22 protein-coding genes and 3 pseudogenes are annotated in these 25104 nt (G+C 60.1%); 11 read left to right on the forward strand and 14 right to left on the reverse strand.

The window, feature by feature from the left end; all coding sequences use genetic code 11:
* On the forward strand, window positions 1-804 hold an 804-nt coding region (locus GVN17_RS20155), incomplete at its 5' end, for a neutral zinc metallopeptidase (protein ID WP_166597019.1).
* Between the two features lie 4 nt (window positions 805-808).
* Complete coding sequence (locus tag GVN17_RS20160) at window positions 809-1798, forward strand: alpha/beta hydrolase (RefSeq protein WP_166597020.1); 990 nt, start codon at window positions 809-811, stop codon at window positions 1796-1798.
* Window positions 1799-1945: 147 nt separating this feature from the next.
* Here GVN17_RS20160 and GVN17_RS20165 read toward each other — a convergent pair whose 3' ends face one another.
* The 3 genes from GVN17_RS20165 to GVN17_RS20175 all read right to left on the reverse strand — a co-directional run bounded on the left by GVN17_RS20165 (window position 1946) and on the right by GVN17_RS20175 (window position 4093).
* Entirely contained in the window at window positions 1946-2536 is a 591-nt protein-coding gene (locus tag GVN17_RS20165) for an HAD family hydrolase (RefSeq protein WP_166597021.1), read from the reverse strand.
* Window positions 2533-3402, reverse strand: a complete 870-nt coding sequence (gene tesB / locus GVN17_RS20170; RefSeq protein ID WP_166597022.1) for an acyl-CoA thioesterase II — start codon at window positions 3400-3402, stop codon at window positions 2533-2535. The genes GVN17_RS20165 and tesB overlap by 4 nt, the downstream gene beginning before the upstream one ends.
* Window positions 3403-3517: 115 nt before the next feature.
* On the reverse strand, window positions 3518-4093 hold the full coding sequence (locus GVN17_RS20175) for a GNAT family N-acetyltransferase (protein ID WP_166597023.1): 576 nt from the start codon (window positions 4091-4093) through the stop codon (window positions 3518-3520).
* 139 nt (window positions 4094-4232) lie between these two features.
* Here GVN17_RS20175 and GVN17_RS20180 point away from each other — a divergent pair, with 139 nt between their 5' ends.
* Entirely contained in the window at window positions 4233-5150 is a 918-nt protein-coding gene (locus GVN17_RS20180; RefSeq protein WP_166597024.1) for a histone deacetylase, read from the forward strand.
* A gap of 307 nt (window positions 5151-5457) precedes the next feature.
* Complete coding sequence (locus GVN17_RS20185) at window positions 5458-6732, forward strand: TIGR03862 family flavoprotein (RefSeq protein ID WP_371928587.1); 1275 nt, start codon at window positions 5458-5460, stop codon at window positions 6730-6732.
* Window positions 6733-6738: 6 nt separating this feature from the next.
* Here GVN17_RS20185 and GVN17_RS20190 read toward each other — a convergent pair whose 3' ends face one another.
* The gene (locus tag GVN17_RS20190; RefSeq protein WP_166597025.1) at window positions 6739-7917 is read right to left on the reverse strand and encodes an acyltransferase; all 1179 of its coding nucleotides are present in this window, start codon (window positions 7915-7917) and stop codon (window positions 6739-6741) included.
* Window positions 7918-8306: 389 nt separating this feature from the next.
* Between GVN17_RS20190 and GVN17_RS20195 the strand changes: the two genes are divergently transcribed.
* The 3 genes and pseudogenes from GVN17_RS20195 to GVN17_RS30010 form a co-directional block, all read left to right on the forward strand.
* The gene (locus GVN17_RS20195) at window positions 8307-8801 is read left to right on the forward strand and encodes a phage infection protein (RefSeq protein ID WP_166597026.1); all 495 of its coding nucleotides are present in this window, start codon (window positions 8307-8309) and stop codon (window positions 8799-8801) included.
* Window positions 8802-9179: 378 nt separating this feature from the next.
* Window positions 9180-10052 (forward strand): annotated as a pseudogene (locus GVN17_RS30005) (methyl-accepting chemotaxis protein); the annotation flags it as partial.
* A gap of 198 nt (window positions 10053-10250) precedes the next feature.
* A pseudogene (locus GVN17_RS30010) lies at window positions 10251-10863 on the forward strand (methyl-accepting chemotaxis protein); the annotation flags it as partial.
* A gap of 200 nt (window positions 10864-11063) precedes the next feature.
* Here GVN17_RS30010 and GVN17_RS30015 read toward each other — a convergent pair.
* Window positions 11064-11591 (reverse strand): methyl-accepting chemotaxis protein, encoded by a 528-nt coding sequence (locus GVN17_RS30015; protein WP_371928590.1) that lies wholly within the window; start codon window positions 11589-11591, stop codon window positions 11064-11066.
* A 12-nt stretch (window positions 11592-11603) separates the two neighbouring features.
* Window positions 11604-12380 (reverse strand): annotated as a pseudogene (locus GVN17_RS30020) (PAS domain-containing protein); the annotation flags it as partial.
* A gap of 248 nt (window positions 12381-12628) precedes the next feature.
* Between GVN17_RS30020 and GVN17_RS20210 the strand changes: the two are divergent.
* Window positions 12629-13420 carry a substrate-binding domain-containing protein gene (locus tag GVN17_RS20210; RefSeq protein ID WP_166597029.1) on the forward strand — a complete coding sequence of 264 codons (792 nt, stop codon included), beginning with the start codon at window positions 12629-12631 and terminating at the stop codon, window positions 13418-13420.
* A 140-nt stretch (window positions 13421-13560) separates the two neighbouring features.
* Here the strand turns inward: GVN17_RS20210 and GVN17_RS20215 are convergent, their stop codons facing one another.
* A complete protein-coding gene (locus GVN17_RS20215; RefSeq protein WP_166597030.1) occupies window positions 13561-14031 on the reverse strand; it encodes a metallophosphoesterase family protein in 471 nt (156 codons plus the stop codon).
* Window positions 14032-14050: 19 nt separating this feature from the next.
* Window positions 14051-15256 (reverse strand): MFS transporter, encoded by a 1206-nt coding sequence (locus tag GVN17_RS20220; protein ID WP_166597031.1) that lies wholly within the window; start codon window positions 15254-15256, stop codon window positions 14051-14053.
* A 249-nt stretch (window positions 15257-15505) separates the two neighbouring features.
* Between GVN17_RS20220 and GVN17_RS20225 the strand changes: the two genes are divergently transcribed.
* Entirely contained in the window at window positions 15506-16522 is a 1017-nt protein-coding gene (locus GVN17_RS20225) for a LacI family DNA-binding transcriptional regulator (RefSeq protein ID WP_166597032.1), read from the forward strand.
* A gap of 158 nt (window positions 16523-16680) precedes the next feature.
* Here the strand turns inward: GVN17_RS20225 and GVN17_RS20230 are convergent, their stop codons facing one another.
* The 6 genes from GVN17_RS20230 to GVN17_RS20255 form a co-directional block, all read right to left on the reverse strand.
* Window positions 16681-17418: an SDR family oxidoreductase gene (locus GVN17_RS20230; protein ID WP_166597033.1), complete on the reverse strand. Its 738-nt coding sequence runs from the start codon at window positions 17416-17418 to the stop codon at window positions 16681-16683.
* 2 nt (window positions 17419-17420) lie between these two features.
* Complete coding sequence (locus GVN17_RS20235; protein ID WP_166597034.1) at window positions 17421-18953, reverse strand: FGGY-family carbohydrate kinase; 1533 nt, start codon at window positions 18951-18953, stop codon at window positions 17421-17423.
* 217 nt (window positions 18954-19170) lie between these two features.
* Window positions 19171-20262: an alcohol dehydrogenase catalytic domain-containing protein gene (locus GVN17_RS20240; RefSeq protein ID WP_166597035.1), complete on the reverse strand. Its 1092-nt coding sequence runs from the start codon at window positions 20260-20262 to the stop codon at window positions 19171-19173.
* A 75-nt stretch (window positions 20263-20337) separates the two neighbouring features.
* On the reverse strand, window positions 20338-21297 hold the full coding sequence (locus GVN17_RS20245) for an ABC transporter permease (RefSeq protein WP_166597132.1): 960 nt from the start codon (window positions 21295-21297) through the stop codon (window positions 20338-20340).
* 4 nt (window positions 21298-21301) lie between these two features.
* Window positions 21302-22813, reverse strand: a complete 1512-nt coding sequence (locus GVN17_RS20250; RefSeq protein ID WP_166597036.1) for a sugar ABC transporter ATP-binding protein — start codon at window positions 22811-22813, stop codon at window positions 21302-21304.
* 83 nt (window positions 22814-22896) lie between these two features.
* A complete protein-coding gene (locus GVN17_RS20255; protein ID WP_166597037.1) occupies window positions 22897-23841 on the reverse strand; it encodes a substrate-binding domain-containing protein in 945 nt (314 codons plus the stop codon).
* A 169-nt stretch (window positions 23842-24010) separates the two neighbouring features.
* Between GVN17_RS20255 and GVN17_RS20260 the strand changes: the two genes are divergently transcribed.
* Window positions 24011-24226 (forward strand): hypothetical protein, encoded by a 216-nt coding sequence (locus GVN17_RS20260; protein ID WP_166597038.1) that lies wholly within the window; start codon window positions 24011-24013, stop codon window positions 24224-24226.
* 16 nt (window positions 24227-24242) lie between these two features.
* The gene (locus GVN17_RS20265) at window positions 24243-25064 is read left to right on the forward strand and encodes an NAD(P)-dependent oxidoreductase (protein WP_166597039.1); all 822 of its coding nucleotides are present in this window, start codon (window positions 24243-24245) and stop codon (window positions 25062-25064) included.
* The last annotated feature ends 40 nt before the right edge of the window (window positions 25065-25104 follow it).

Genomic DNA, 25104 nt, shown 5'->3' on the forward strand with positions numbered 1-25104 from the left:
GGCAAGGGGCTGGGGCTTGGCGGGATTGTGATCATCGTCGCCATTGGGCTGTTGACCGGGCAGGACCCGATGCAGATTCTCGGGCAGATCGCCGGTCAGGTGGGCAGCCAACAGACCACCTCCGTCAGCCCTCAGACGCGACAGGCGCCTCCGGCCAACGACGAGCAGGCGGATTTCGTGCGAGCCATTCTGGGTGACACCGAAGACACCTGGGGTCAGATTTTTCAGCAGGGTGGTCGGCAGTATAAAAACCCGACTCTGATTCTGTTCCGGGGTCAGGTGCAGTCTGCGTGTGGTTTTGCGTCATCCGCCAGCGGCCCGTTCTATTGCCCGGCCGATCAAAAGGTCTATCTGGACATGGATTTCTTCCGAGAGATGAGCCAGCGCTTCAAAGCCGCAGGGGATTTTGCCCAGGCCTACGTGATTGCGCATGAAGTTGGCCATCATGTGCAGACCTTGCTGGGGGTTTCAGCTAAAGTTGACGCCGCCCGCCAGCGTGGCATGCGCATGGAGGGTGACAACGGTCTGTTGGTGCGTCAGGAGTTGCAGGCGGATTGCCTCGCCGGTGTTTGGGCCAACAACGCGCAAAAGCGTTTGAACTGGCTCGAACCGGGTGATATTGAAGAGGCGCTGAATGCGGCGAATGCCATCGGCGACGACCGTTTGCAGCAACAAAGCCAAGGGCGTGTAGTACCCGACTCGTTCACTCACGGGACGTCTGCCCAGCGGGTTCGCTGGTTCAAGACAGGTTTTGCCCAGGGACAAATCAACCAATGCGATACCTTCGCCGCCAAGAGCCTCTGATCACATGATGAAACCGCTTTCGATCCTGTTGTTGGGCACCCTGATGAGCGCGACGGCTCATGCTGCGGATCAGGCGGTCAAATCCATCAGCCCCGACCGGCTGCTGATCAATGGAACGTCTCAAGCCACGCTGGGCCTGAGCCAGAGCTGGGTTAGCCCGAACCCGCATATTCAGCGGGTGGTCATCATTTTTCATGGTCGCCTGCGCAACGCTCAGACGTACTTGCGCAGCGTCGAGCGGGCTGCCAACCAGTCCAAGCAGCGGCCTAAAACCCTGCTGATCGCGCCGCAGTTCCTCGATGAGAAGGACATCACCGCGCACCACTTGCCGGAAACGGTGTTGCGCTGGCACGCCAACGACTGGATGGCGGGCGACAAGTCGCTGGGCGCCAAGCCGGTCAGTTCATTCGTGGTCATCGACCATATCCTCAAGCGCCTGAGCGACAGCAAGCTGTTTCCGAACCTGAAAGAAATCGTCATCGCCGGTCACTCGGGCGGTGCGCAGGTGGTGCAGCGCTACGCGATGATCGGCGGCAAGGAAGACGCGCTGCTGAAGAAGGAAGGCATCAAGCTGCGTTACGTGATCGCCAACCCGTCGTCTTACGCCTATTTCGACGCGACCCGGCCATTGCCGGTGACGACGGCGAGCTGCCCGGGGTTCGACACCTGGAAATACGGCATGAACAAACTGCCGGCCTATGCAGGCAAGGACACCGTGGCGGAGCTGGAAACGGCGTACGTGAAGCGTGACATCACCTACCTGCTGGGCGATCAGGACACCGACCCGAATCACCCGGCGCTGGACAAGGATTGCGGTGCCGAGGCGCAAGGGCCGTTTCGCCTGGTGCGGGGGCACAATTTCTTCGATTACCTGACCAAGCGTCATCCTGAAGGGATGAACCAACGGCTGGTGGAAGTGAAAGGTGTGGGCCACAACGGCGACGCGATGTTCACCTCGCCAGAGGGACAGGCGGCGTTGTTCAAAGGGAATTGATCGCCGCCCCCGCCAAAAAACCGCATCATTGTAGGCGTGAGCTTGCTCGCGATCAGGGAGCGTCAGTCATACACACGGTGGCTGATACCCCGCTATCGCGAGCAAGCTCACTCCTACAGGGTGTGTGTATTTCAAGCAGCTTTCGCGCTAGCTGAGCATCGCCCGTAACGCCACGCAATCATCCGCATGCCAATCGGTCAGTTCCGGCCAGGGGTTTTCCGGCAGGTTGACCAACACGGTATGCGCGCCCGCTGCTTTGCCGCACGCCAGGTCGAACTGGTAGTCGCCCACCATCACCATCTGCGAAGGCTCGACGTTCCAGGCCTGGGCCAACTTCAGAAGTCCGCCCGGATCAGGCTTCGGCGGCGCTTCGTCCCGCCCCAGCACATCTTCGACGTCGAAACAGTCGGCGATGCCGATGGCTTCCAGCGTGACGTGGGCCAGTTCCCGTGCGTTGCGCGTCAGGATGCCGAGCCGATAGCCACGCCCTGCCAACTCACGCACCAACTCGACGGCACCGGTCGCAGGCTTCGACGCCACGGCCAACTCTCGCTCATGCTCAAGCAGCCACGCATGCTTGGCCGCACCCTCTTCGGTGGGCAGCGCCGCCAGATGGGTGAGGATGTCGTCCTCCAGCGGAATACCCAAAGCACATTTGATCGCCGGAAAGTCGTGCACGGCGATGGTCAGCGTGCCGTCCATGTCGAACACCCAATGGCGCAACTGCGACAGACTCATGCCCAGTCCTTGCGGTGTCGGATCAAACCTTCTTGACTGACCGAGGCCACGAGCTGGCCCGCGCGGTTATAGACGCTGCCACGGGAAAACCCGCGCGCGTTACCGGCCCACGGGCTGTCCATCGCGTAAAGCAGCCACTCATCGGCCCGCAGTTCGCCATGAAACCACAGCGAATGGTCGAGGCTGGCGATTTGCATGTCTTTCTGCCAGACCGTCTTGCCGTGAGGCAGCAGCGACGTGGTCAGCAGATTGAAGTCCGACGCATAGGCAAGCATATAGCGGTGCAGGGCCGGGATGTCAGGCAGCGTGCCGTCGGCGCGGAACCACACGTATTTCACCGCTTCGGTGGGCTGTGGGTTGTAAGGATCGAGGGCGGTGACAGGGCGGAACTCGATGGGCTTGGGGCACAGCAGCTTGTCTTTCATGTGAGCGGGAATCAGGTGCTCGCGTTGACGCGCCAACTCAAGTTCCGACGGCAGATTTTCCGGGCCGACCACCTGCGGCATCTGGCTCTGATGCTCGAAGCCTTTTTCGTCGTACTGGAACGACGCGCTGCAGGTGAAGATGGGGTGGCCCTTCTGGATGGCCGTCACACGGCGGGTGCTGAAACTGCCGCCATCGCGCACGCGATCAACCTGATAAACCACAGGCAATTGCGCATCGCCCGGACGCAAGAAATAACCGTGCAGCGAGTGAACGTGGCGTTCATCCTCGACCGTCTTGCTCGCCGCCGACAGCGACTGCCCCAGCACCTGACCGCCAAACAGCTGGCGAAAGCCAAGGTCCTGGCTGCGCCCACGGAAGAGGTTTTCTTCGATCGGCTCCAGGCTCAACAGCGACACCAGATCATCCAGCACATGGCTCATTCAGAGGTTCCTCACACACAGTCATTTCACGCCGGTCCAGCCACCGACGCCGAGCGACGGTGAACGTGGAGGTTGGGCAGAATGATACAGATGTTTGCGGCGGGGTTCCCGCCCATCACAACGTGGCGAGCCATTGTTGGCGATTGATGCGATACAGCACGTGGGGCCGCAGCGGGTGGCCTTCCGGGAGGTTGGGGTGGTCGAAATCATCATCCGGATCGTTTTGCATCCCGATGGCTTGCATGACCTTTTGCGAAGGCAGGTTGCTGACGGCGGTGAATGAGACGATCTCGTCCAGTTCGACGTGCTCGAACCCACAGCCCAACACCGTCCACGCGGCCTCGCTGGCGTAACCAAGACCCCAATGTTCCCGAGCCAGTCGCCAGCCAATTTCAACCGCAGGATGTTGAACGCCGTTGAACGGGGCGTCGAAGCCCACCACATTCAGCCCGGTGAAGCCGATGAATTGCGCGGTGTCCTTGCGCTCAAGCGCCCACAGACCGAAGCCGTACTCAGCAAAATGGCCGCGAATACGCCCGATCATCTTGGCGCTTTCCAGACGCGTCAGCGGTTGCGGGAAATAACGCATCACCTGTGGATCGGCGCACATCTGCGCGAAAGCCGGCAAATCATCGTCCCGCCACTGACGCATCAACAAGCGTGCGCTGTTGAGCTCAAGTATCGGCTCCATTGAACATCTCCCCTGCCCCGCTTCTCAAATGGCTCGCCAGAATAACCTGCCAGTGCAACCGTGCCCGTCCCGGCCAAACCGCTGTGCCACAACGGGCATAACTGGCAAGATTCCCCCTCGAACCCCATGCGTACGCACTATGTCCCTGCCGCTTATCTACCACGAAGATTACAGCCCGGCGTTTCCGCCCGACCATCGCTTCCCGATGGACAAATTCCGTCTGCTGCACGACCACCTTATCGACAGCGGCCTCACCACGGATGCTCAACTGTTCCGCCCGCTGGTCTGCCCTGACGACATTCTCGCGCTCGCCCATGACCCGTCCTACATTCGGCGGTACATGGACGGCGACCTTTCCCGCGAGGATCAGCGCCGTCTGGGCCTGCCCTGGAGCGAAGACCTGGCCCGACGTACGGTGCGCGCCGTTGGCGGTTCGCTGCTCACGGCAGAAAAAGCCCTGCAGCATGGGCTCGCCTGTCATCTCGCCGGAGGCACGCACCATGCGCATTACGATTACCCCGCCGGGTTTTGCATCTTCAACGACCTGGCCATTATCAGCCATTACCTGCTGCAGAGCGGTCGCGTCGACCGCGTGTTGATCTTCGACTGCGACGTGCACCAGGGCGACGGCACGGCTCGGATTCTCGAACACACTGAGGACGCGATCACCGTTTCCCTGCACTGCGAGAAAAACTTCCCCGCGCGCAAGGCCCAGAGCGATTGGGACATTCCGCTGCCAATGGGCATGGGCGACGATGAATACCTGAAAGTAGTCGATGACACGCTCAATTACCTGCTGCCGCTCTACCAGCCCGACCTGGTGCTTTATGACGCAGGGGTCGATGTGCACAAGGACGATGCGCTTGGCTACCTGAAGCTGACCGACAACGGCGTGGCCCGGCGCGACGAAGCAGTGATGCGCCATTGCCTGGGCCGAGACATTCCGGTGATGGGCGTGATTGGCGGCGGGTACAGCAAGGATCGCGAAGCACTGGCGCGGCGGCACGGGATTTTGCATCACAGCGCGCAGCGGGTCTGGGTGTCGGAAGGCTTATGACCCACTCGCCTGCCACTGCACATTCGCTGTAGGAGCGAATTTATTCGCGAGGCGGCGGTACATCCGAAGAAGATGTGTGGGTGCATCACCGCTCGCGAATGAATTCGCTCCTACAGAAATCTGAGACAATCCGTACCGTCAGTATTTACCCACATCCGCTGTGGAACCACCTGTGGATAACCTGAGCGCAAGGCCACAGAGCCCACATTTCATAAGCCTCACAGAGCGCTGTACGTTTTTCGCTCAAAAGTTTTCCACAGGCCGTTCGTTCGTCACAGGCCTCGGGTAGAATGCGCGACCCACTTCGATGATCCGCACGTTGACCATGATTTCAGCCTCTTCTTCCTCCGCACACGCCGTCGCCATCATCGGGGGTGGCCCGGCCGGGTTGATGGCCGCCGAAGTGCTGAGTCAGGCCGGTTTCAAGGTCGATCTCTACGACGGCATGCCCTCGGTCGGACGCAAATTTCTGCTGGCCGGTGTTGGCGGCATGAACATCACTCACTCCGAGGCGTACCCGGCGTTTCTGTCGCGCTACGCCGAACGCGCTCCGAACATTGCCCCCCTGTTGCGGGCCTTCGGTGCCGACGACTTGTGCGAGTGGATTCACGGGCTGGGCATCGAAACATTCGTTGGCAGCTCCGGCCGCGTATTTCCCACCGACATGAAAGCCGCGCCTCTGCTGCGCGCCTGGCTCAAGCGTTTGCGCGATGGCGGCGTAGTGATCCACACCCGGCATCGCTGGCTGGGCTGGAATGCGGAACATAGCCTGCGCATCAATAGTCCAGAGGGCGAGATCGCGATCCGTCCCGCCGCGACATTGCTCGCCTTGGGGGGCGCCAGTTGGGCGCGACTGGGATCGGACGGCGCCTGGATGCCCCTGCTCGAACAGCAAGGGGTGCAGACCGCCCCCCTTCAAGCCGCAAACTGCGGGTTCGAAGTGCCCGCCTGGAGCGAAGTGCTGCGCAGCAAATTCGCAGGCGCCCCGCTGAAAAACATCGCCATGGGTTTGCAGGGCCAGACGCTGCGATTGGGCGAGTGTGTGCTGACGCAGACGGGTGTCGAGGGGAGTCTGGTGTATGCGTTGTCGGCGCAGATTCGCGAGGCGATCAATCGCAGCAGCGTCGCTACCGTCGAGATCGATTTGCTGCCAGGCAAGCGCCTGAACGACGTGCAGAAAGCACTGAGCAAACCCCGCGGCTCGCGCTCGATGTCCAAACACTTGCACAGCCAGCTGGGGCTCGACGGCGTCAAGGCGGCGTTGCTGCGGGAATTGGCCCCTGCCGAAGCATTCGCTGATCCGACCTTATTGGCCAATGCCGTGAAATGCCTGCCGCTGACGCTGATCGAACCCCGCCCGCTGGACGAGGCGATCAGCACGGCGGGCGGCGTGACGTTCGAGGCGATGGATGAACGCTTGATGCTCACCTCATTGCCTGGCGTGTTCTGCGCCGGGGAGATGCTCGACTGGGAAGCGCCCACCGGCGGTTATCTGCTGACCGCCTGTTTTGCCAGCGGGCGTGCAGCGGGGCTGGGGATGGTGGAGTGGTTGCGCGCCCAGCCCACCGCGAAACCTTTGTAGAAGAAATCACGCCACCCGATCAATCTGCGGCTTGAGTCCGTTCGCCGACTCCGGCTTGTCCACCGGCGCCTTGGCCGCAGGTTTGCCCAACACCCGCTTGCCCAGTTCGTAGCCCTTCATTTCGATGTAGTTGTGAGCGAAGCCCGCCACCACCACGGTCAGCACCGTCACGCCCACCACAAAGAGGTTGTTCGCCAACATCGACCCCGTGTCCATGAAGCGCTGCCCCGCGATCATCGGCGCCATCTCGAAACCGGTCAGTTTCTGGCCAATGATGAAGACCGTCGACAGCAAGAAAATGACGGCTGCGTGGGTCATGTAGATCGAGTACGACAGTTTGCCGAGCAGCACGAAAACACCGGTTTTCAGCAGCGCTGACACCTGCCCGCCTTCGAACGCGAACAGCAGCACCAACACGCAGAACGCCAGACTCCCGATGGGTGAGCGATTGTCGAAGTCGTTCATCACGATCCAGTACGTGGCGTACATCATGGCGCATTCCAACACCGTCACCAGCCACGGTTTGAGGGACCATTTATCGCGAATCAGCAAGTACACCAAGTACGTGATATTGCCTGCGAAGAAGCACGACAACCCGAGCATCGCGCGATCGACCAACGGCGCGTTTTCCGAAAAGATCAGGATAAAGGCGACCACCGAAACGCTGGCAAACAGCAAAAAGCGATTACGCATGGAGAACATGCACAGCGCCCCGAACAGCATGTAGATGTAGAACTCGATGCTGATCGTCCAGGAGGGGTAGTTGAACGACATGGTTTCGGTGTAGCTCGTCCATGCTTGAACCAGCAGGAGGTTGGGCAGGATCTCATCCAGCGCGAATGTCCCGGTGAACGGCTTGTTGTTCAGGCCAAAACCTTGGTGATAAGCGATCCAGCGCGCCGTTTCGAAAAGAATGAAGAACGCGAGCATGAACAAGTGCAGCGGGTAGAGGCGAAAGACCCGCGAAATGACGAAGGACTTGAATGAGAGGTTTGGCTTCATGCCATAGGTGTGAGCAAGAACGAACCCACTGAGGACAAAGAAGAAATTGAGCAGAACCTCATCACGTCGGAAGAAGGGCAATTGAATGAAGGTGTCGACAACGTGCAGGTGGAAGAACACGACCAGCAGCGCGCAGATCCCCCTGAAACTGTCGAGTGTGGTGAATCGCTGAACAGGTTTCATAACGCTACTTCCGTTCTGGTTGGAGAAATCCCGCCCCCGTCGACCGAGGTTGGAGCCAGAACACGGTATGTTTTCCGCTGCGCTCTCAACAGTTGAAATATTTCATGCCTGATACACCCGAACGAGGGAATGTTGACGCCAGCGTTCGGCAGCGATGACTTACCGGTCACACTCAGAAGGAATGGTCTGAAAACGCCAATAAAATGGCTCTACCAGTGACGTAGCTGCGTTCCTCTAACCATGGCCCATTAGCTTTCGGGGGATGGTCATACCCCAACTATCAATACCGGCGATGATCGCTACCAATCGTATTGACTTCTTAATAATCCCGCGCCGCGTAACATTGCCTCCATACCGAGTTACCACTTAGACGAATTGGAGCAACCCTCATGAAAACCAACAAACTGATCCTTGGTCTGGCCTTCTCCGTACTGGCAACTGGCGCTTTCGCATTGCCGGCCGCCAAACACATCAACGCGCCAATCGTCGCTGAAAACGGCTCGTCCCATACTCACATCAATCGCGTTGCCGCCGACGGCGCTGACCGTGTAGGTGCTAACCGCGTCGCTGAGAATGGCTCCGAAAAAACTCAGCTGGGTCGCATCGCTGCTGACGGCGCCGACCGCGTAGGTGCCAATCGCGTCGCTGAGAACGGTTCCGAAAAAACTCAACTGGGTCGCATCGCTGCTGACGGCGCTGACCGTGTAGGCGCCAACCGCGTCGCTGAGAATGGCTCAGAAAAAACTCAACTGGGCCGCATCGCTGCTGACGGCGCTGACCGTGTAGGTGCCAACCGCGTCGCCGAGAATGGCTCAGAAAAAACTCAACTGGGTCGCATCGCTGCTGACGGCGCTGACCGTGTAGGTGCCAATCGCCTGAGCTGATAGCCGCACTGCCCTCCCCAGCCCGGCTTTTGCCGGGCTTAATCTTTCCAGCCCCCCCTCTGAACCGTAGTTTTTTTACCTATCTGTGTAGGAAATTACCTTCAATCTCCCCGCATCCGTTTCAGATTTCCGGCTTTCGGCCGATGAAACCTTGCACCTGACTGTTTCGCTGGGCTCCATAACAACAATTCTCCAGCTGACGACTCGAAAAATGGACTGTGGAGAATTGAGATGAAGAGCTGGTTCGCGAATATCAGCGTTAATAAAAAGCTGGCCTTAGGGTTCGGCATCGTGCTTGTTTTTACTGCCTTGCTCGCCCTCATCGGCTGGACCAGCCTGGGCAACATGACCTTCCGCAGCGATCGCGTTGCCGACATCATGAAGCTCAACAACAAACTGACCGACATGCGCATCACGCGTCTGCAATACATGCTGAGCAATGGCGACGAAGCCGTGGCGCAGAACGTGCAGACCGCTCTTGACGCCTTCAAAGCGCAGCAACAATTTTTGCAAAGCACGTTCGTCAATCCGCTGAACGTCCCGCCGATCAAGGCGCTAGGCGAGCAGATTCGTGCCTACGACGCGTCATTCAGCAAAATGCGCGAGGCGTACAAGACCAGCGCCAAAGTCCGCGCTGACATGGGCACCGATGCGGTGAAGGCCGCAGAGCTGATCGCCGCCATCAACGATGACGTGATGAAGCTCGATCCGACCGACGAACGCCGCTTTGCTCAGTACCAGGCCGCCACCAAAGCCAAAGAAGACGTCATGCTGGTGCGCTACGAAGTGCGCGGCTACACCGGCAACCCCACCGCCAAAACCGAAGACGCCGCTGCACGCCAACTGAATGCTGCAATCAGCGGGCTGGATCAGCTCAACGCCACGTTCGGCGCGACTCAGGGCGATCGCCTGAAACAGCTCGAAAGCGCGTTGATCGGCTATCGCAGCTCGGTACAGGGCTTCAAGGTGGCGAACGACACCATCAACTCGACGCGGGCAGAAATGACCGATGAAGGCGCAGCCATCGTCAAACTGAGCCAGCAGTTGGTTGATCTGCAAACCTCGCTTGGCGCGGACGACACTAAACAGGCTCGCACTCTGCAGATCGGCGGCACCTTGCTCGCCCTGATCTTCGGTGCCCTGGCGGCGCTGATCATCACCCGCCAGATCACCCGACCGCTCCAGGAAACATTAGCCGTGGTCGACCGCATCGCCTCCGGCGACCTGACCCATACGCTGACAGTGACTCGCCGTGATGAACTGGGTGTGCTGCAAACCGGGATTCAACGGATGGGCACCACCCTGCGTGACCTGATTGGCGGCATTCGCGACAGCGTCACCCAGATCGCCAGCGCGGCCGAAGAGCTGTCGGCGGTGACGGAGCAGACCAGCGCCGGGGTCAACAGCCAGAAGGTCGAGACCGATCAAGTTGCCACTGCCATGCATGAAATGTCGGCCACCGTGCACGAAGTTGCGCGCAACGCCGAACAGGCGTCGGTCGCTGCTTCGGATGCTGACAGGCAGGCCCGTGACGGCGACAAAGTCGTCGGCGAAGCCATCGCCCAGATCGAAAAACTCGCCAACGAAGTGATTCGCTCCTCCGACGCCATGGGCGTACTGGAGCAGGAAAGCGACAAGATCGGCAAAGTGATGGACGTGATCAAGTCCGTGGCGGAACAGACCAACTTGCTGGCCCTCAATGCGGCCATCGAAGCCGCACGCGCGGGTGAGGCCGGTCGTGGTTTCGCGGTCGTGGCAGACGAAGTGCGCGGCCTGGCACAGCGTACGCAACAGTCGACCGAAGAAATCGAAAGCCTGGTCGCCGCCCTGCAAAGCGGTACCCGTCAGGTGTCGGACATTATGCTCAGCAGCCGTGGACTCACGGACAGCAGCGTCACCTTGACCCGCAAGGCAGGCTCGTCGCTGGAAAGCATTACCCAGACGGTGTCCAACATTCAGGCGATGAACCAGCAGATCGCCGCCGCTGCCGAACAGCAAAGCTCGGTCGCTGAAGAAATCAGCCGCAGCATTCTCAACGTCCGCGACGTGTCCGAACAGACCGCCGCTGCCAGCGAAGAAACCGCCGCGTCCAGCGTCGAACTGGCCCGACTGGGCAATCAGTTGCAAATGCTGGTCAGCCATTTCCGCGTCTGAACCCAAAAGCCGCGTCGGATGTACGCATCCGACGCGGCTTTTTAACGATTTTAAAGACGAAACGCCGATTTCTAATAAAAACGGCAGCGCTTTAACCGTTTTGACGAATCAGCTCGACAGTTGATTGGCAAACTGCCCTACCGCGCTCACGACCCGTTGCGCGCCGTCTTGAATCTCCACGATCACCGACCCGGCCTCACCTGCCAGCTCCAGGCCCTGCTGCGCTTGTTGCTTGCCGCTGATGATCACGTTGACCGCCTGTTCAGCCAGTACCTGGTTCTGCTTCACCACACCGACGATTTCTTCGGTGGCTTTGCTGGTGCGCGAGGCCAACTGGCGGACTTCGTCGGCGACCACGGCAAACCCACGGCCTTGTTCGCCGGCCCGGGCCGCCTCAATGGCAGCGTTGAGGGCGAGCAGGTTGGTCTGGTCGGCGATGCTGCTGATGGCCTGGATGATGGAGCCGATCAGTTGGGACTGCTTGTCCAGCGCCGAAATGCGATCAGCGGCCTGTTCCATGTGTCCGGCCAGCTCTCGCATGACTTCAACCGTCTGCTGAACCACCGCTGCGCCTTTCTGCGCGCTGCTGTCCGTTTGCTGCGAGGTGCTGAAGGCAATGTTGGCGGCTTCGGCCACCGCATTTTCCCGGTTGACCTGATCGGTGATGACCGTGGCGAATTTCACCACTTTGTACAGGCGATCATGGGCGTCGGTGATCGGGTTGTACGACGCTTCGAGCCAGACTTCACGCCCCCGGCTGTCCACGCGTTTGAAACGACCGGTGACGAATTCGCCACGGCGCAGTTTGTCCCAGAATATCTGGTATTCCGGAGAGCTGGATTCTTGGGGGTCGCAAAAGATGCGGTGGTGCTGACCCTGGATCTGCGTGAGCGAGTAGCCCATCGAACCCAGGAAACGCTCGTTGGCGGCAAGCACTTCGCCATTCAGGTTGAACTCGATCACGGCGGTGGAGCGCTGCAGCGCTTCGATAAGGTTTTCGTGCTCGCGGGAGTTTTCGATGGTGCGCGTCAGATCTTTGGAGTGGATCGTGAAATACGCCACCTTTCCACTGCCATCGCGTACGGGTTGCACGATCGAACGCAGCCAGGCTTCTTGGCCATTGCCACGCAGCAGACGCAAGGCGCCGCTGAAATGCTCGCCTCGGCTGATGGCGGATTTCACGCGCTGAAAGATATCAAGGCTTTTGACGTGAGCGGGGGCCAACTCTTCGATGGAACGCCCGACAAGATCAGCGCTGCGGTAATGCATTTCCTTTTCAAAGTTGTTATTGACGGACTCGATACGACCCTGCGCGTCCAGGCGCATGCACAGCATTTCGCTGTCCAGACTGCTCCTCACCTGCTCCACCGATGAAAGTTCTTCACGCAGCGCGGCCAACTCTTGCTTCAGACGTTTATTGAACATGAAAGACGAACTTCCAGAGAGATGAAGGGGATCGTCCTCAGCATCGGCCTGGCCCGTGGTTTCTTGAGCTTAAACGCGGCGAAGCAGCGTTTTTCAGCCCGTCTCGGGCGAATGAACCTGCGCCCGAAAATGCCGTCTGTGAAACGGTGATCGCAACAAAGGGATTTACTCATCGCACAATTGCCACATACTGCCCGCGCTGCTTTTATTTCGTCAGAGCCACTTTTCAAACTGTCAGGTTCATTTTCATGAAAAAAATTCTGCCTTATCTGTTGAGCGCCGCCGTCACTTTTATTCCAGCGGCTTTCGTCCAGGCGGCCACCCCTCCGGCCCCTGTCCAACTGACCATTCTCAGCTCCGGCGGCATCATGGGCGCCTTCAAAGCTGTCACCCCGGACTACGAACAACGCGTGGGCGTGAAATTGCAAGGCGAGGTCGCGCCGTCGATGGGCGCGACCCCACAGGCCATCCCGAACCGCCTCGCTCGCCAGGAACCCGCCGACGTGGTGCTGATGGTGGGCGCTGCGCTGGACAAGCTCATTAAAGATGGCCAGGTCGATCCGAAAAGCCGCGTGGACCTGGGCAAATCCTACATCGCCATGGCCGTGAAACATGGCGCGCCGCACCCTGACATCAGCACCATGGAAGCCTTCAAGCAGACCCTGCTAGACGCCAAGAGCATCGCTTATTCCGACAGCGCCAGCGGCGTTTACCTGTCCCGCGTGCTGTTCAATCAGATGCATATCGCTGACCGCATTCAAAGCAAGAGCCGCATGATCCCGGCCGAACCGGTGGGTGAAGTGGTCGCACGCGGCGACGCGGAAATCGGCTTCCAGCAACTGAGCGAATTGAAGCCGGTGGACGGCATCGACATCATCGGCCTGATCCCCGATCAAGCGCAGCAGATGACCCTTTACTCCGCGGGCGTGGTCGCCAAAAGCAAACACCCGGAACAGGCCAGGCAGTTTCTGGAGTTTCTGAGTTCGTCGGCGGCTGCACCCGCGATCAAGGCGAGTGGGTTGGACCCGATTGCGAAGTGATTGAAGGCGGGCTGGGGTTCATCATCTGAGTGATTTCCCTGTAGGCGCGAATTTATTCGCGATAGGCCAGTACATCCGACGCAGATTTATCGGCTGTACACACGTCTCGCGAATGAATTCGCTCCCACAGGTTTCATTTTTCACTGGCCCAAATCCAGCTCAATCAATTCCCCGCGCACCTCAAGCCCGTCGATGTGCAACACGCCCACCGTTATCGGCAATTTGAAGCGCCGAGGCCCTGCGCTGCCGGGGTTGATGAACAGCACACCGTGACGCAGCTGTTGCAGCGGCTTGTGGGAGTGGCCGGTGACGACGACCCGGATGTCCGGCGGCAGCGTTTCAGGCACGTCGGCGAGGATGTGGGTGACGTAAATCCCGACGTCGCCAATCCGCAGCGCCGCCTCGAACGGTACGTCCGCAGCCCAAGCGTCGTCGGTGTCGTTGTTGCCTCGCACGACGGTCAGCGGCGCGATCTTCCTCAATGCCTCAAGAATCTCCGGCTTGCCGATGTCGCCGCCATGAATCAGGTAGTCGCACCCCTGCAACGCCTCCAACGGTTGAGGCCGCAGCAGCCCGTGGGTGTCTGAGATCAGGCCAACTTTAACGCCCATCGCTCACCCTCTCCATCGCTCACCCTCCAATGGAGGCCACAGCGGTCTGGCGAGCCTGCACACGCTTCATGCAGATCATCGCGACCACGGCCACCAACGCCACAAGCGACGCGAAAAACTCGCCGACATGGGGCAAGCCAAACGCCCGCACGCTGAACCCGACGCCGACCACCGGCACGGAAATCGAGATGTACAGCACCACGAAAAACGCCGACGTCACTGCGGCCTTCTGATGCGGCGGGCTGCTGGCTGTCACGGCGCCCATGCCCGCACGCAGGATCATGCCCTGACCAATACCGGCGAACAGACCCGCGCCCACCAACAGCAGTACATGCGCTGTGGCGATGCCGAGTCCGAGGCAGATCATCCCCAGGATCAGACCCACGCAGCCCAGCGTCATGTGCGACGGTTTGGGGAGCCACTGCAGCGATGCCTGACCGATAATCGACGCCACGAAAAACAGCCCACTCACCGCACCAATCAGCAAACCACCGTGGATACCCATGATGTGGATCATCACCGACGGCACCATGCTGGTGAACAGCCCGGCCACGCTGAAACCCGCCAACCCGGCAATCGACGCCGAGATGAACACGCCGCGCACCGAGGCCGGAACCGAGGGTTTCTGAATGGTCAATCGGCGTTGCGGGGGACGCTGTACCGTTTCCCGAATCAGCGCGATGCCGAGTGTTGCCAGTAGCAACAACGCGAGATGGACATAGAAAATCAGGTGCAGCGGATCAGCCAGGTGCTGCGACGTGAAGCCCGCCAGCATCGGCCCGAGTCCCAGACCCAGCATGTTGGCCGCCGTCGCCATGAGCGTGGCGTTTTTCCAGGTTTTCGGCGCCAGCTCGATCACGGCAACCGTCGCGGTGCCGGTCATGATTCCCGCTGAAAAACCCGAAAACAGGCGCCCGATCAGCAGCCCGCCAATCGAGTCGGAAAACAGAAAAATCAGCGCACTGATCGCCCCCATGCACAGCCCGGCAAACAGCAGCGGCCGACGCCCCAACTGATCGGACCAACTCCCCACGGCCAACAAGGCCGAGATCACACCGGCGGCGTAGATCGAAAAAATGATCGTCAACCAACTCGCATCGAACCCCAAACGTTCCTGATAGATCGCGTACAGCGGGGTGGGCAGCGTTGTGCCGACCATGGTGATCAACAAGGCCGCAGCGGCGATGAAGAAATCCCGGGAAGACGGCGATGCGGGCAAGGTCATGAACCCTCCAATCGAAAGAAACGGACACACATTATGGACAGATTGCATACAAAACGTCGAAAAGCTTTCCCTCAGGAAAGCATCGTGATGCGGCCAACAGTCCGGATGAACCGATCAGGCCAGCGATGAAAACGATAACATTCCTTCCAGTCGTGTGACCTCTGCCGCCCCTCATCGTGCTAGCCTTGCGCAATCAGACACTGCCGACGTCGCCCGCGTGTTGTCCCGATCCAAGGCTGCCCGAAGTTCATGAGCAAAAAGACTCCCGTCACCATTTCCGACATTGCCCGCCGCGTGAACATGACCCCGGTCACCGTGTCCCGTGCGCTGAACAAACCCGATCTGGTGAAGCCCGCCACGCTGGCACGCATCCTCGAAGTCGCCCACGAGCTTGACTACGTGCCCAACGCCTTCGCCCGCAGCCTGAAACGCAGCGAAAGCATGATCATCGGCGTGATCACGGCGTCGGTGGACAACCCGTTTTACAGCGAGATGATCAAGGCCATTTCCCGCGAGGCGAAGAAGCACGGCTACACAATCATGCTGGTGGACACCGATGGCTCGGAAGAGCTGGAGCGCAAGGCGGTGGACACGCTGCTCAGTTATCGCGTGGCGGGCATCGTGTTGTCACCGGTGTCGGACGAGCCCGAATACCAGCCTCAATACCTGAGCCGTTTGAGCAACGGCGACATTCCGGTGGTGCAACTGGACCGCGCACTGCATGGCAGCCCGTTCAGCCATGTGGTGCTGGATAACTTCCACAGCGGCCTGAAAGGCGCACGCTATCTATTGGCGAAGAGCCCGGAATTACAACGGTTGCTGGTACTGACGGGCCCTGCTCATTCGCGGATTTCCGAAGAACGTTTGAAGGGCGTGAAAGCGGCGCTGGCCGAGAGTGGCAAAGACGTGCAGCTGGATGTGTTCACGGGCGATTACACCCTTGAGCCGTCGCACCGGAGCACTCTGGATTACCTCAGCACACACGCCGCGCCAGACGCGATTTTCGGCTTCAACCAGTTGATCACCCTCGGCGCCATGCGTGCGTTGCGAGATCGCGGCATCGCCCACGACAGCCTGCCCATCTGCGGCATCGACCGGCTGCCCTTCGCGGACATTTTCGGCATTCCGATTGCCTGTATCGCTCACGATGCGTCGCAGGCCGGGAGCGGTGCAGTGAAGCTGCTGTTGGAGCGGATTCAGGATCGGTTCTTGCCGAAGGCGAAGGTGGTGATTGTGGGAGAGTTGGAGAATGGCACCGCTTCATAAAACTGTAGGAGCGTGGCTTGTCCCGCGATCGGCTGCGCAGTAGCCGTAAATCCTGTCCCCCAATTATTCAGAAAGACCACGGCGTCCGGTTTTGCTGCCGCTGCGCGCCAGATCGCGGGACAAGCCGCGCTCCTACAGTGAGGTTCGTGTTCACATTGTTACCGACTGGTATACCCGCCATCAATCGGCAACGACACCCCACTGATCATCGACGCCGCATCACTCAACAGAAACAGGATCGGTGCCGCCACTTCCGCCGTTTCAGCAAAACGCCCCAACGGAATCGCGGCCAGGGCCGGGTCACGCTTGCTCGGCTCGCTCCAGGCCATTTGCGCCATCGGCGTGAGGGTCACGGTCGGGTTGACGCTGTTGACCCGAATCCCGTGCCTGCCCCACTCGCCGCACTGCACACGGGTCATGGCGTCCATCGCGCCTTTGGAGGCGCAGTAACTCAGGTGATCGTCCAACGCCACCAATGACGCCTGGCTCGACACGTTCACGATGCTGCCTTTCACACCCTCGCCAATCATCGCCTTGGCCACGCTTCCGGCCACCATCGCCGACGCCCGCACGTTAACCGCCATGACCTGATCGAAGGCCGCTGCGCTGACCTCGGTCGCCGCTTCGAGGATGGAAATGCCCGCGCAGTTGACCAGCCCGTTCATCACCGGCAACTCCGCAAGCAGCGAGGCCAGGAGCGCATGATCTGCCACATCCACTCGCAACACCTGGCAACCCTGATCGGCCATGTCCAGCAATGCCGTCGCGTCGCGCCCCAAGGCATATACCTCGGCGCCACTGGCCAAGAGTTGCTGCGCGACCTCGCGACCGATGCCGCTGGTGGCGCCGGTCACCAGCACGCGCTGGCCGCTGAAATCAAACTGTGCGGTGTTCACATTCACGCTCCCTGAAGGCGATGCATGATCGGTTTGAGCGCCGGGTACAGCGCCACGTAATCAGCGAAAAGCCGCGAGTACAGCGCGACGTTTTCCGCCTGGGGTTCGGCGCGACGTTCCAGTTGAACCCAGCCTTTGTGCGCTTGCGCGTCGTCCACCAACCCCACCGCATGGGCGGCCAGAAGCGCCGCGCCGAGCGCCGCTTCGACCTCCTGCACGATGGTGTAGACCGGGAAGTTGGTGACGTCGGCGATGATCTGCATCCACAGGTCCGAATGGCTTGCGCCGCCGACCACGATCAGCTGCGGGTCCAGCGATTGCGCGCCTTTGGTGCCCGCCTCGATGTTGTGCCGCAACGCGAAGGTCACGCCTTCGAGCACTGCGCGATAGAGATGAATGCGGCTGTGGAACAGGGTCAGGCCGACGAAGCTGCCGCTGGCTTTCGGGTCCCATACCGGGCTGCGCTCGCCCATCAGATAAGGCTGGAACAGCACGCCGTCGCTGCCTGCGGGAATCTTCGTCGCGGCACGTTCGAGGATGGCGTGGCTGTCCTCGCCGGTCTCGCGGCCCTGCTGTTCTTCGGCTTGGCAGAACTGCTCGCGAAACCAGCTGACCGAAGCCCCTGCCGTGATCGCGCCGCCAAAGATGTAGAGGTCTTTCGCGCCGTTGAAGACGTGAGGAAAACTCACCAGACCATGGCGCGCATCGACCTGCTGGTTGAGGTAGCCCCAGCACATGCTGGTGCCGATCATGGCGACGTGGTTGCCCGCTTGGGTGACGCCCGCCGCGAAGGTCGCCATCGCTGCATCGACGCCGCCGCCGAGCAACGGGATGCCGGCTTGCAGGCCCAGACGTTCGGCCCATTCCGGCAGCAGGTCACCGACCACATCACCGGAATGCACGAGGCGTTCGGGCATCATCGACTGAGGAATGCCCAGTGCGTCGAGCATCTCCGCCGACCAGCCTCGCGCTTCGACGTCGTAGACGCCGCCGATGTTGCCCGCCGAGCTGTGATCCACCGCCACCTCACCCGTGAGGCAGTAGTTGATGTAGCTGTTAGGCGGCAGCAAGTAGCGGGTGTCGGCCCAGATTCGGGGTTGTTTGTCTCTGAGCCAGAGCATTTTGGTGAAGCCGTAGTAGCTGTCCACCGAGTTGCCGGTAATCGCGTAGAGGCGTTCGAGATCGACGTTCTGATTGACCCACGCAACCTGTTCTTCGGCGCGGCGGTCCATCCAGATCAGGCAGGGGTAAAGCGGTTTGATCTGCGCATCGACGGCGATGCCGGAGCCGCCATACAGGCTGCTGACGCAGAGGGATTTGACGCTGTCTTTCGGCACGCCGCTTTTTGTCATGCAGGCGGCGACGCAGATTTCCACCGCATCGAGCCAGACCTGCGGCCACTGCTCGGCCCAGCGCGGTTTGGGCGTATCGACTTTGTAGCCGTGACTGTGCTGCGCGACGATCCGGCCCTGAGCATCCACCAGCAATGCCTTGGTGCTCTGGGTGCCGATGTCGACCCCAATGACGTATTTCATCTTCGTGCGCTCTCTTGTTATTGGGTAAATCGGAGGATCTTCGGCGCTTGTACCGATGTCATCGCGAATGAATTCGCTCCCACAGAAGGATCGCGTTCCAACCTGATGGGCACATTCTTACCGCTGCAATTGCGGGCACATTCGCCCTCACGGGAGGATCGCCATTCTCCTGTGGGAGCGAACTCATTCGCGAAGCGGTGTAAGGCGCGCCCCGATCTCAGGCGCCTGCCACCGGCTTGAGCAGCACCTTGATCGACTTGGTCGAATTTGCCAGTTCGAACGCTTCAGCGTAGTCATCCAGGCCAAAGTCGTGCGTGACGATGCCTTCGGAGGTCACAAGCCCTCGCTCGAACAGGTCGATGGCAATCGGGTAGCAATACGGCCCCAGGTGGGCGCCGCGCACGTCCAGTTCCTTGCGGTCGCCGATGATCGACCAGTCGGCGCTGGTCTCGGCGCCGAACACGCTGAACTCGACGAAACGCCCCAGTTTGCGAATCAGGTCCAGGCCTTGGGTCACGCCGACCGGCACGCCAGTGGTCTCGATGTACACGTCGCAGCCGTAGCCGTCGGTGAGGCCATTGATGATCTCGCGGGCGTTGTCGCGGCTCGGGTTGATCACCACGTCGGCGCCGAATTTCTTCGCCAGCTCCAGACGCTCATCCACCATATCGATGACCACTAGTTTCTTCGGCGTCTTCAACGCGGCGACTTGCACCATGCACAGACCCAGCGTGCCCGCCCCGGCAATCACCAACACGTCGTCGAGCTGCACGTCGCCACGATTGACGGTGTGAATCGAGCAGGCCATCGGCTCGATCAGTGCGGAGTCTTCCAGCGAAACGGACTCGGGAATCTTGTGCACGATGGCGGTTTTCGGGATGCGCATGTACTGCGCCATGCCGCCCTCGGCCACGTCTTTCTGGAAGCCGAAAATGTTGTGCACTTCGCACATCCAGTACTTGCCGGATTTGCAGAATTTGCACTTCTCGCAAGGCACGATCTGCTCGGCAATGACCTTGTCGCCGACCTTCACGCCGAAGTGCTCTTCAGCGCCTTCACCTACTGAATCCACGTAGCCGAAGAACTCGTGGCCTGGCACCACAGGCGCCTTGACCCACGGGCTTTCGCCGCCCCAGAACATCGCCGCGCCCGAATGGCATTTGCAGTCACTGGCGCAGATGCCGCAGGCGCCGATGCGGATGACCAACTCGTTGATGCGCGCCACCGGTTTGGTGATGCGCTCCAGACGGTAGTCTTTTGGCGCGTGGCAGACGACGGCTTGCATGGTGGTTTTTGTGTTTTGTTCCATGTCGGTTCACCTGTTCAGAGAAGTCATGTGTACGCAGCTCTTGTGTGGGAGCCGGTATGAATGTTCAAAATCGGTTTATTTATGCCGCTGCCGACTGATGAAAATCGCCAGCAAAATGATTCCGCCCTTGATCACGCTCTGCACGTAAGGCGACACGCCGAGCATGTTCAATCCGTTGTTGAGCACACCCAACAGCATGGCCCCGACCAGCGTGCCGATGATCACGCCGCGACCACCGGCAATCGACGCGCCGCCCAACACCACGGCGGCAATGGCGTCCAGCTCGAAACCGACCCCGGCATTCGGCTGGCCGCTCATCAAACGCGACGACAGCACCAGACCGGCAATCGCCGCCGTGAGCCCGCTGATCGAGTACACCAGCAGCTTGAAGCGCGACGCCCGCACGCCAGACAGACGCACCGCTTCCTCGTTGCCGCCGATGGCGTAGACGTAGCGCCCGATGCGCATGTGCTGCAGCAGCACCCAGGCGAAGAAGTAGGTCAGCAGCATGATCAGGATCGGCACCTGAATGCCGAATAACGTGCCGCGACCGAACCAGGCGAACCAGTCCGGCATCCCGGAAATCGGGTAGCCGTCGGTGTACATCAAACCCAGGCCGCGGGCGATGCCCATGGTCGCGAGGGTGACGATGATCGGCGGCATTTTCAGGTAAGCGACAAAGATGCCGTTGCCCACGCCAAAACCCACGCCGATCAGCAAGCCGATGAGGATCGCAATCGGCGCCGGAACGCCTGCGACCATCAAGCCCGTGGTCAGCGTGCCGGACAGCGCCATAACCGGCCCCACCGACAGATCGATGCCGCCGGTGAGGATCACGCAGGTCATGCCCACGGCGATGATCGCGTTGATCGACACCTGTCTCGCGATGTTTTCCAGGTTCGCGCCGGTGAGGAATTTGTCGCTGGCGAAGATCATGAAGACCGTCACCACCACCAGCCCGACGAAGGGGTAAAACGCCGGTGAGCGGATCAGTTGAGCGAAGTTGAGCTTCATGCGGTTGGGTTGTGCAGTCATGGTTTTAATGGACGTGTTCACTGTTCAGACTCCCGGTGGCATGGCGCATCACTTCCTGGGGATTGATGTCGCTCGCCTGCAGCACGTTGACGATGGCGCCCTTGTTGAAGACGGCCACGCGATCGCACATGCCGATGATTTCCGGCAGTTCCGAGGAGATCATGATGATCGCGAAGCCTTGTTCGGTGAGTTTGCGCATCAGGGTGTAGATCTCCGCTTTCGCGCCCACATCGATGCCACGGGTCGGCTCGTCGAAGATCAGAATGTCGCAGTGGTGATTGATCCAGCGGGCGATCACCACCTTCTGCTGATTGCCGCCGCTGAGGTTCAGCACGCGGCTTTCGCAGGTCGGCGCCTTGATCGACAGCTGCTTCATCAGCTCGGTGGTGGTGGCATCTTCCTTGTGCCGGTCGAGCAAGTGCGCGGCGCTTTCGTACTTGCCCAGGTTGTTCAGCGAGATGTTTTCGCGAATGCTGAAATCGACGATCAGCCCTTCGCTCTTGCGACTCTCGGGCAGCAGGCCGATGCCATTGGCGAGCGCATGGGCAGGGTCGCTGAGGTTGACTGGCTGGCCACGCAACAGCACGTCCTTGCTCACCACCGGCAGCGCGCCGATCACGCCCAGCGCCAGCTCCGTGCGCCCGGAACCGACCAGACCGGCAAAACCAAGAATCTCGCCTTTGTGCAGGTTGAAGCTGTTGTGCGGACCGTTGCGGGTCAGCTGAATGTCGCGCACTTGCAGCACTACAGCGCCGCGCGGCTGGGTGGGTTTGGGCGGAAAACTGGCTTCCAGACGACGCCCGACCATCATCTCGACGAGGGTATCAATGTCGCTGTCGGCCACGGTCAGCGCGCCGACATTGGCGCCGTCGCGCAAGACGCTGATGCGGTCGCAGACCTGAAAGATTTCCTCCAAGTGATGGGAGATGAAGATCACCGCCACGCCCTGATTTTTCAGCTCGCGCATGATGTCGAACAGCAGTTCGGCTTCGGACGGCGTCAGGGTGGCGGTCGGCTCATCGAGAATCAGCAGGCGCGCTTCGAGGGCCAGCGCCTTGGCGATCTCGACGAATTGCTGCTCGGCCACGCTCAGGTGCTGCACCGAGCAATCGAGGTTGATCTTCACCCCGAGCCGGTCGAACAGCGCGATGGCTTTCTCGCGCATCTCGCCTTTGCGCAGCAGGCCAAAACCGTTGACGATTTCGTGGCCGAGGAAAATGTTTTCCACCGCGTTGAGGTACGGGATCAGGCTGAATTCCTGAAACACGATGCCGATGCCCGCCGCGATGGCTTCGTTGTAGGTCGCGAAATGCTGCTCGGCGCCGTCGATGAGGATGCTGCCTTTGTCTTGATGTTCGACACCAGCGAGGATTTTCATCAGCGTGGATTTGCCCGCGCCGTTCTCCCCCAGCAACGCGTGAATCTCGCCGCGCTCGACCGACAGGTTGATCGACTTGAGCGCGTGCACGCCGGGGTAGCTTTTACAGATGTTTTCCAGTTGCAGAAGGCAGCTCATGGGCACCTCGTCAAAGCAGAAATTGCTCAGACCCGTGCTGTTCGCCCCACCTGAAAAACGTCAGGCGAACAGCGACGGTTCCGTCACCAGCTGAAGGTCTTCGCCTTGGCCTGATCCACCAGCAGGATGTCGACGGGGATGGCCTTGGGCACTTGCGAGCCCCACTTCTTGGCCAGTGCGATGCCCAGGGCCAGACGCACCTGGTCACGCGGGTATTGAGCGGAGGTGGCGATGAACTTGCTGTTCGGCTTCTGGATTTCCTTTACCGCTTCCGGCGCGCCGTCGACGCTGGTCAGCTTGACGTCCATGCCGCTGGATTCGATGGCAGCGAGAGCGCCGAGTGAGCCGTTGTCGTTGACGCTGAACAGGCCTTTCAGATTCGGCTGCGCCTGAAGCATGTTCTCGGTCACGCTGAGTGCCTGATCACGCTCCTGCTTGCCGTTCTGAATGCTGACGATTTTGATATCCGGGTGCTTGGCCAGTGCGTCCTTGCAACCGCGAACGCGTTCGAGGATCGGCACCACGGCGATGCCGTCGAGAATGCCGACGTCGCCTTTGCCGCCGATGTTCGTGGCCAGGTATTCACAGGCCTGAACACCCGCGTCGTAGTTCTTCGAACCGACGAAGGAATCCAGCGGACCGTCCGCCTGGGCGTCGACCGCCACCACCACGACGCCTTTGTCATGGGCCTGCTTCACGGCGGATTGCACACCCACCGAATCGGTCGGGTTGATGATCAGGATGTCGATGCCCTTTTGCAGCATGTCTTCGATGTCGCTGATCTGCTTGGAAACATCGTGGCGTGCGTCTGTGACCAACAACGTCGCACCGATGCTGCCGGTGGCGTCCTGAAGGGCGTCCTTCATGGTCACGAAATAGGGGTTGTTGATCTCTTGGAACGAGGCACCGATTTTCAGCGGGCCGCTTTTGGCGTCAGCCGCCTGAACGGAGAAGGAACCGGCGCACGCCACAGCCACGGCGAGGGAGCAAAGAACGGTGGAAAAGCCTTTCTTGAGGCGAGTTGTCATAGCGAAAAATCCCGTTGTTTTTATTGTTTAAGCGGAAATGTCATCGTTAACATTTTTGAAATTAGCAGAGAAAATGGGCGTTAGCAACTGGATGAAGAAGACAGTAAATGCGCAGCCGACTACTCTTCCCGCTTCGCGATTGGACGCGCTAAACGGGGAGGATGGGAGCATGGGCGAAGATGTAGACGACGAAATCGACGAGGTTGATTGGGAAGAATGGTTTGCTGAATCTTTGCCTAGTCCGGATTTCATGTCGGAAAGAGACCAGTACGACAACCAGAAAACGGAGCAACCGCCAGGCGGTTTGACAAATTTCGTTACCCCTGCCGATAATCCCTCGCTATGTCATACGACAACTTACGACATCAATAACAACAAATCGTAAACAAGGGCTTCTCACGATGACCGAATCCAACGCCCATTCCCCTTTCAATCGCCTGCTGCTCACCGGCGCGGCTGGCGGCCTCGGCAAAGTGTTGCGCGAAACCCTGCGCCCCTACGCCACGATCATTCGCCTCTCCGACATTGCGGACATGGCGCCCGCTGGCGCTCACGAAGAAGTGCAGCGCTGCGATCTCGCGGACAAAGCTGCCGTTCATCATCTGGTCGAAGGCGTCGATGCCATCGTGCATTTCGGCGGTGTGTCCACTGAGCACTCGTTCGAAGACATCCTCGGCCCGAACATCTGCGGCACCTATCACCTCTACGAAGCGGCGCGTCGGCACGGCGTGAAACGGGTGATCTTCGCCAGCTCCAACCACGTGATCGGCTTCTACCGCCAGGACGAAACCATCGACGCCAGCGCTGTGAAGCGGCCAGACAGTTACTACGGCCTGTCGAAATCCTACGGGGAAGACTTGGCCAGTTTCTATTTCGATCGCTACGGCATCGAAACGGTGAGTATCCGGATCGGCTCTTCATTCCCGGAAGCGCAGAACCGCAGAATGCTGAGCAGTTGGCTGAGCTACGACGACTTGACCCAGCTGATCGAGCGCGGTCTGTTCACGCCGAATGTCGGTCACACCGTGGTGTACGGCGCGTCCAACAACGCGAAGGTCTGGTGGGACAACCGTCTGGCCAATCACCTGGACTACCAACCCAAAGACAGCTCCGAACAGTTCCGCGCCAAGGTCGAGGCGCAACCGGCGCCGGCTGCCGATGACCCAGCGATGGTGTATCAGGGCGGCGCGTTCGTGGCGTCCGGACCTTTCGGCGATCAGTGATTTCCCCCTGCAACGGCCAGCCCGACGTTGGCCGTTCGCC

Origin of the sequence: Pseudomonas sp. SLFW, from assembly GCF_009905615.1 — a bacterium.
Classification (GTDB): domain Bacteria; phylum Pseudomonadota; class Gammaproteobacteria; order Pseudomonadales; family Pseudomonadaceae; genus Aquipseudomonas; species Aquipseudomonas bambusae.

Excerpts from the sequence above, each read along its gene's own strand:
- GVN17_RS20160 (WP_166597020.1), top strand. The coding sequence starts at position 809 with ATGATGAAACCGCTTTCGATCCTGTTGTTGGGCACCCTGATGAGCGCG.
- GVN17_RS20165 (WP_166597021.1), bottom strand. The coding sequence starts at position 2,536 with ATGAGTCTGTCGCAGTTGCGCCATTGGGTGTTCGACATGGACGGCACG.
- tesB (WP_166597022.1), bottom strand. The coding sequence starts at position 3,402 with ATGAGCCATGTGCTGGATGATCTGGTGTCGCTGTTGAGCCTGGAGCCG.
- GVN17_RS20175 (WP_166597023.1), bottom strand. The coding sequence starts at position 4,093 with ATGGAGCCGATACTTGAGCTCAACAGCGCACGCTTGTTGATGCGTCAG.
- GVN17_RS20180 (WP_166597024.1), top strand. The coding sequence starts at position 4,233 with ATGTCCCTGCCGCTTATCTACCACGAAGATTACAGCCCGGCGTTTCCG.
- GVN17_RS20185 (WP_371928587.1), top strand. The coding sequence starts at position 5,458 with ATGATCCGCACGTTGACCATGATTTCAGCCTCTTCTTCCTCCGCACAC.
- GVN17_RS20190 (WP_166597025.1), bottom strand. The coding sequence starts at position 7,917 with ATGAAACCTGTTCAGCGATTCACCACACTCGACAGTTTCAGGGGGATC.
- GVN17_RS20195 (WP_166597026.1), top strand. The coding sequence starts at position 8,307 with ATGAAAACCAACAAACTGATCCTTGGTCTGGCCTTCTCCGTACTGGCA.
- GVN17_RS20210 (WP_166597029.1), top strand. The coding sequence starts at position 12,629 with ATGAAAAAAATTCTGCCTTATCTGTTGAGCGCCGCCGTCACTTTTATT.
- GVN17_RS20215 (WP_166597030.1), bottom strand. The coding sequence starts at position 14,031 with ATGGGCGTTAAAGTTGGCCTGATCTCAGACACCCACGGGCTGCTGCGG.
- GVN17_RS20220 (WP_166597031.1), bottom strand. The coding sequence starts at position 15,256 with ATGACCTTGCCCGCATCGCCGTCTTCCCGGGATTTCTTCATCGCCGCT.
- GVN17_RS20225 (WP_166597032.1), top strand. The coding sequence starts at position 15,506 with ATGAGCAAAAAGACTCCCGTCACCATTTCCGACATTGCCCGCCGCGTG.
- GVN17_RS20235 (WP_166597034.1), bottom strand. The coding sequence starts at position 18,953 with ATGAAATACGTCATTGGGGTCGACATCGGCACCCAGAGCACCAAGGCA.
- GVN17_RS20240 (WP_166597035.1), bottom strand. The coding sequence starts at position 20,262 with ATGGAACAAAACACAAAAACCACCATGCAAGCCGTCGTCTGCCACGCG.
- GVN17_RS20245 (WP_166597132.1), bottom strand. The coding sequence starts at position 21,297 with ATGACTGCACAACCCAACCGCATGAAGCTCAACTTCGCTCAACTGATC.
- GVN17_RS20250 (WP_166597036.1), bottom strand. The coding sequence starts at position 22,813 with ATGAGCTGCCTTCTGCAACTGGAAAACATCTGTAAAAGCTACCCCGGC.
- GVN17_RS20255 (WP_166597037.1), bottom strand. The coding sequence starts at position 23,841 with ATGACAACTCGCCTCAAGAAAGGCTTTTCCACCGTTCTTTGCTCCCTC.
- GVN17_RS20260 (WP_166597038.1), top strand. The coding sequence starts at position 24,011 with ATGGGCGAAGATGTAGACGACGAAATCGACGAGGTTGATTGGGAAGAA.
- GVN17_RS20265 (WP_166597039.1), top strand. The coding sequence starts at position 24,243 with ATGACCGAATCCAACGCCCATTCCCCTTTCAATCGCCTGCTGCTCACC.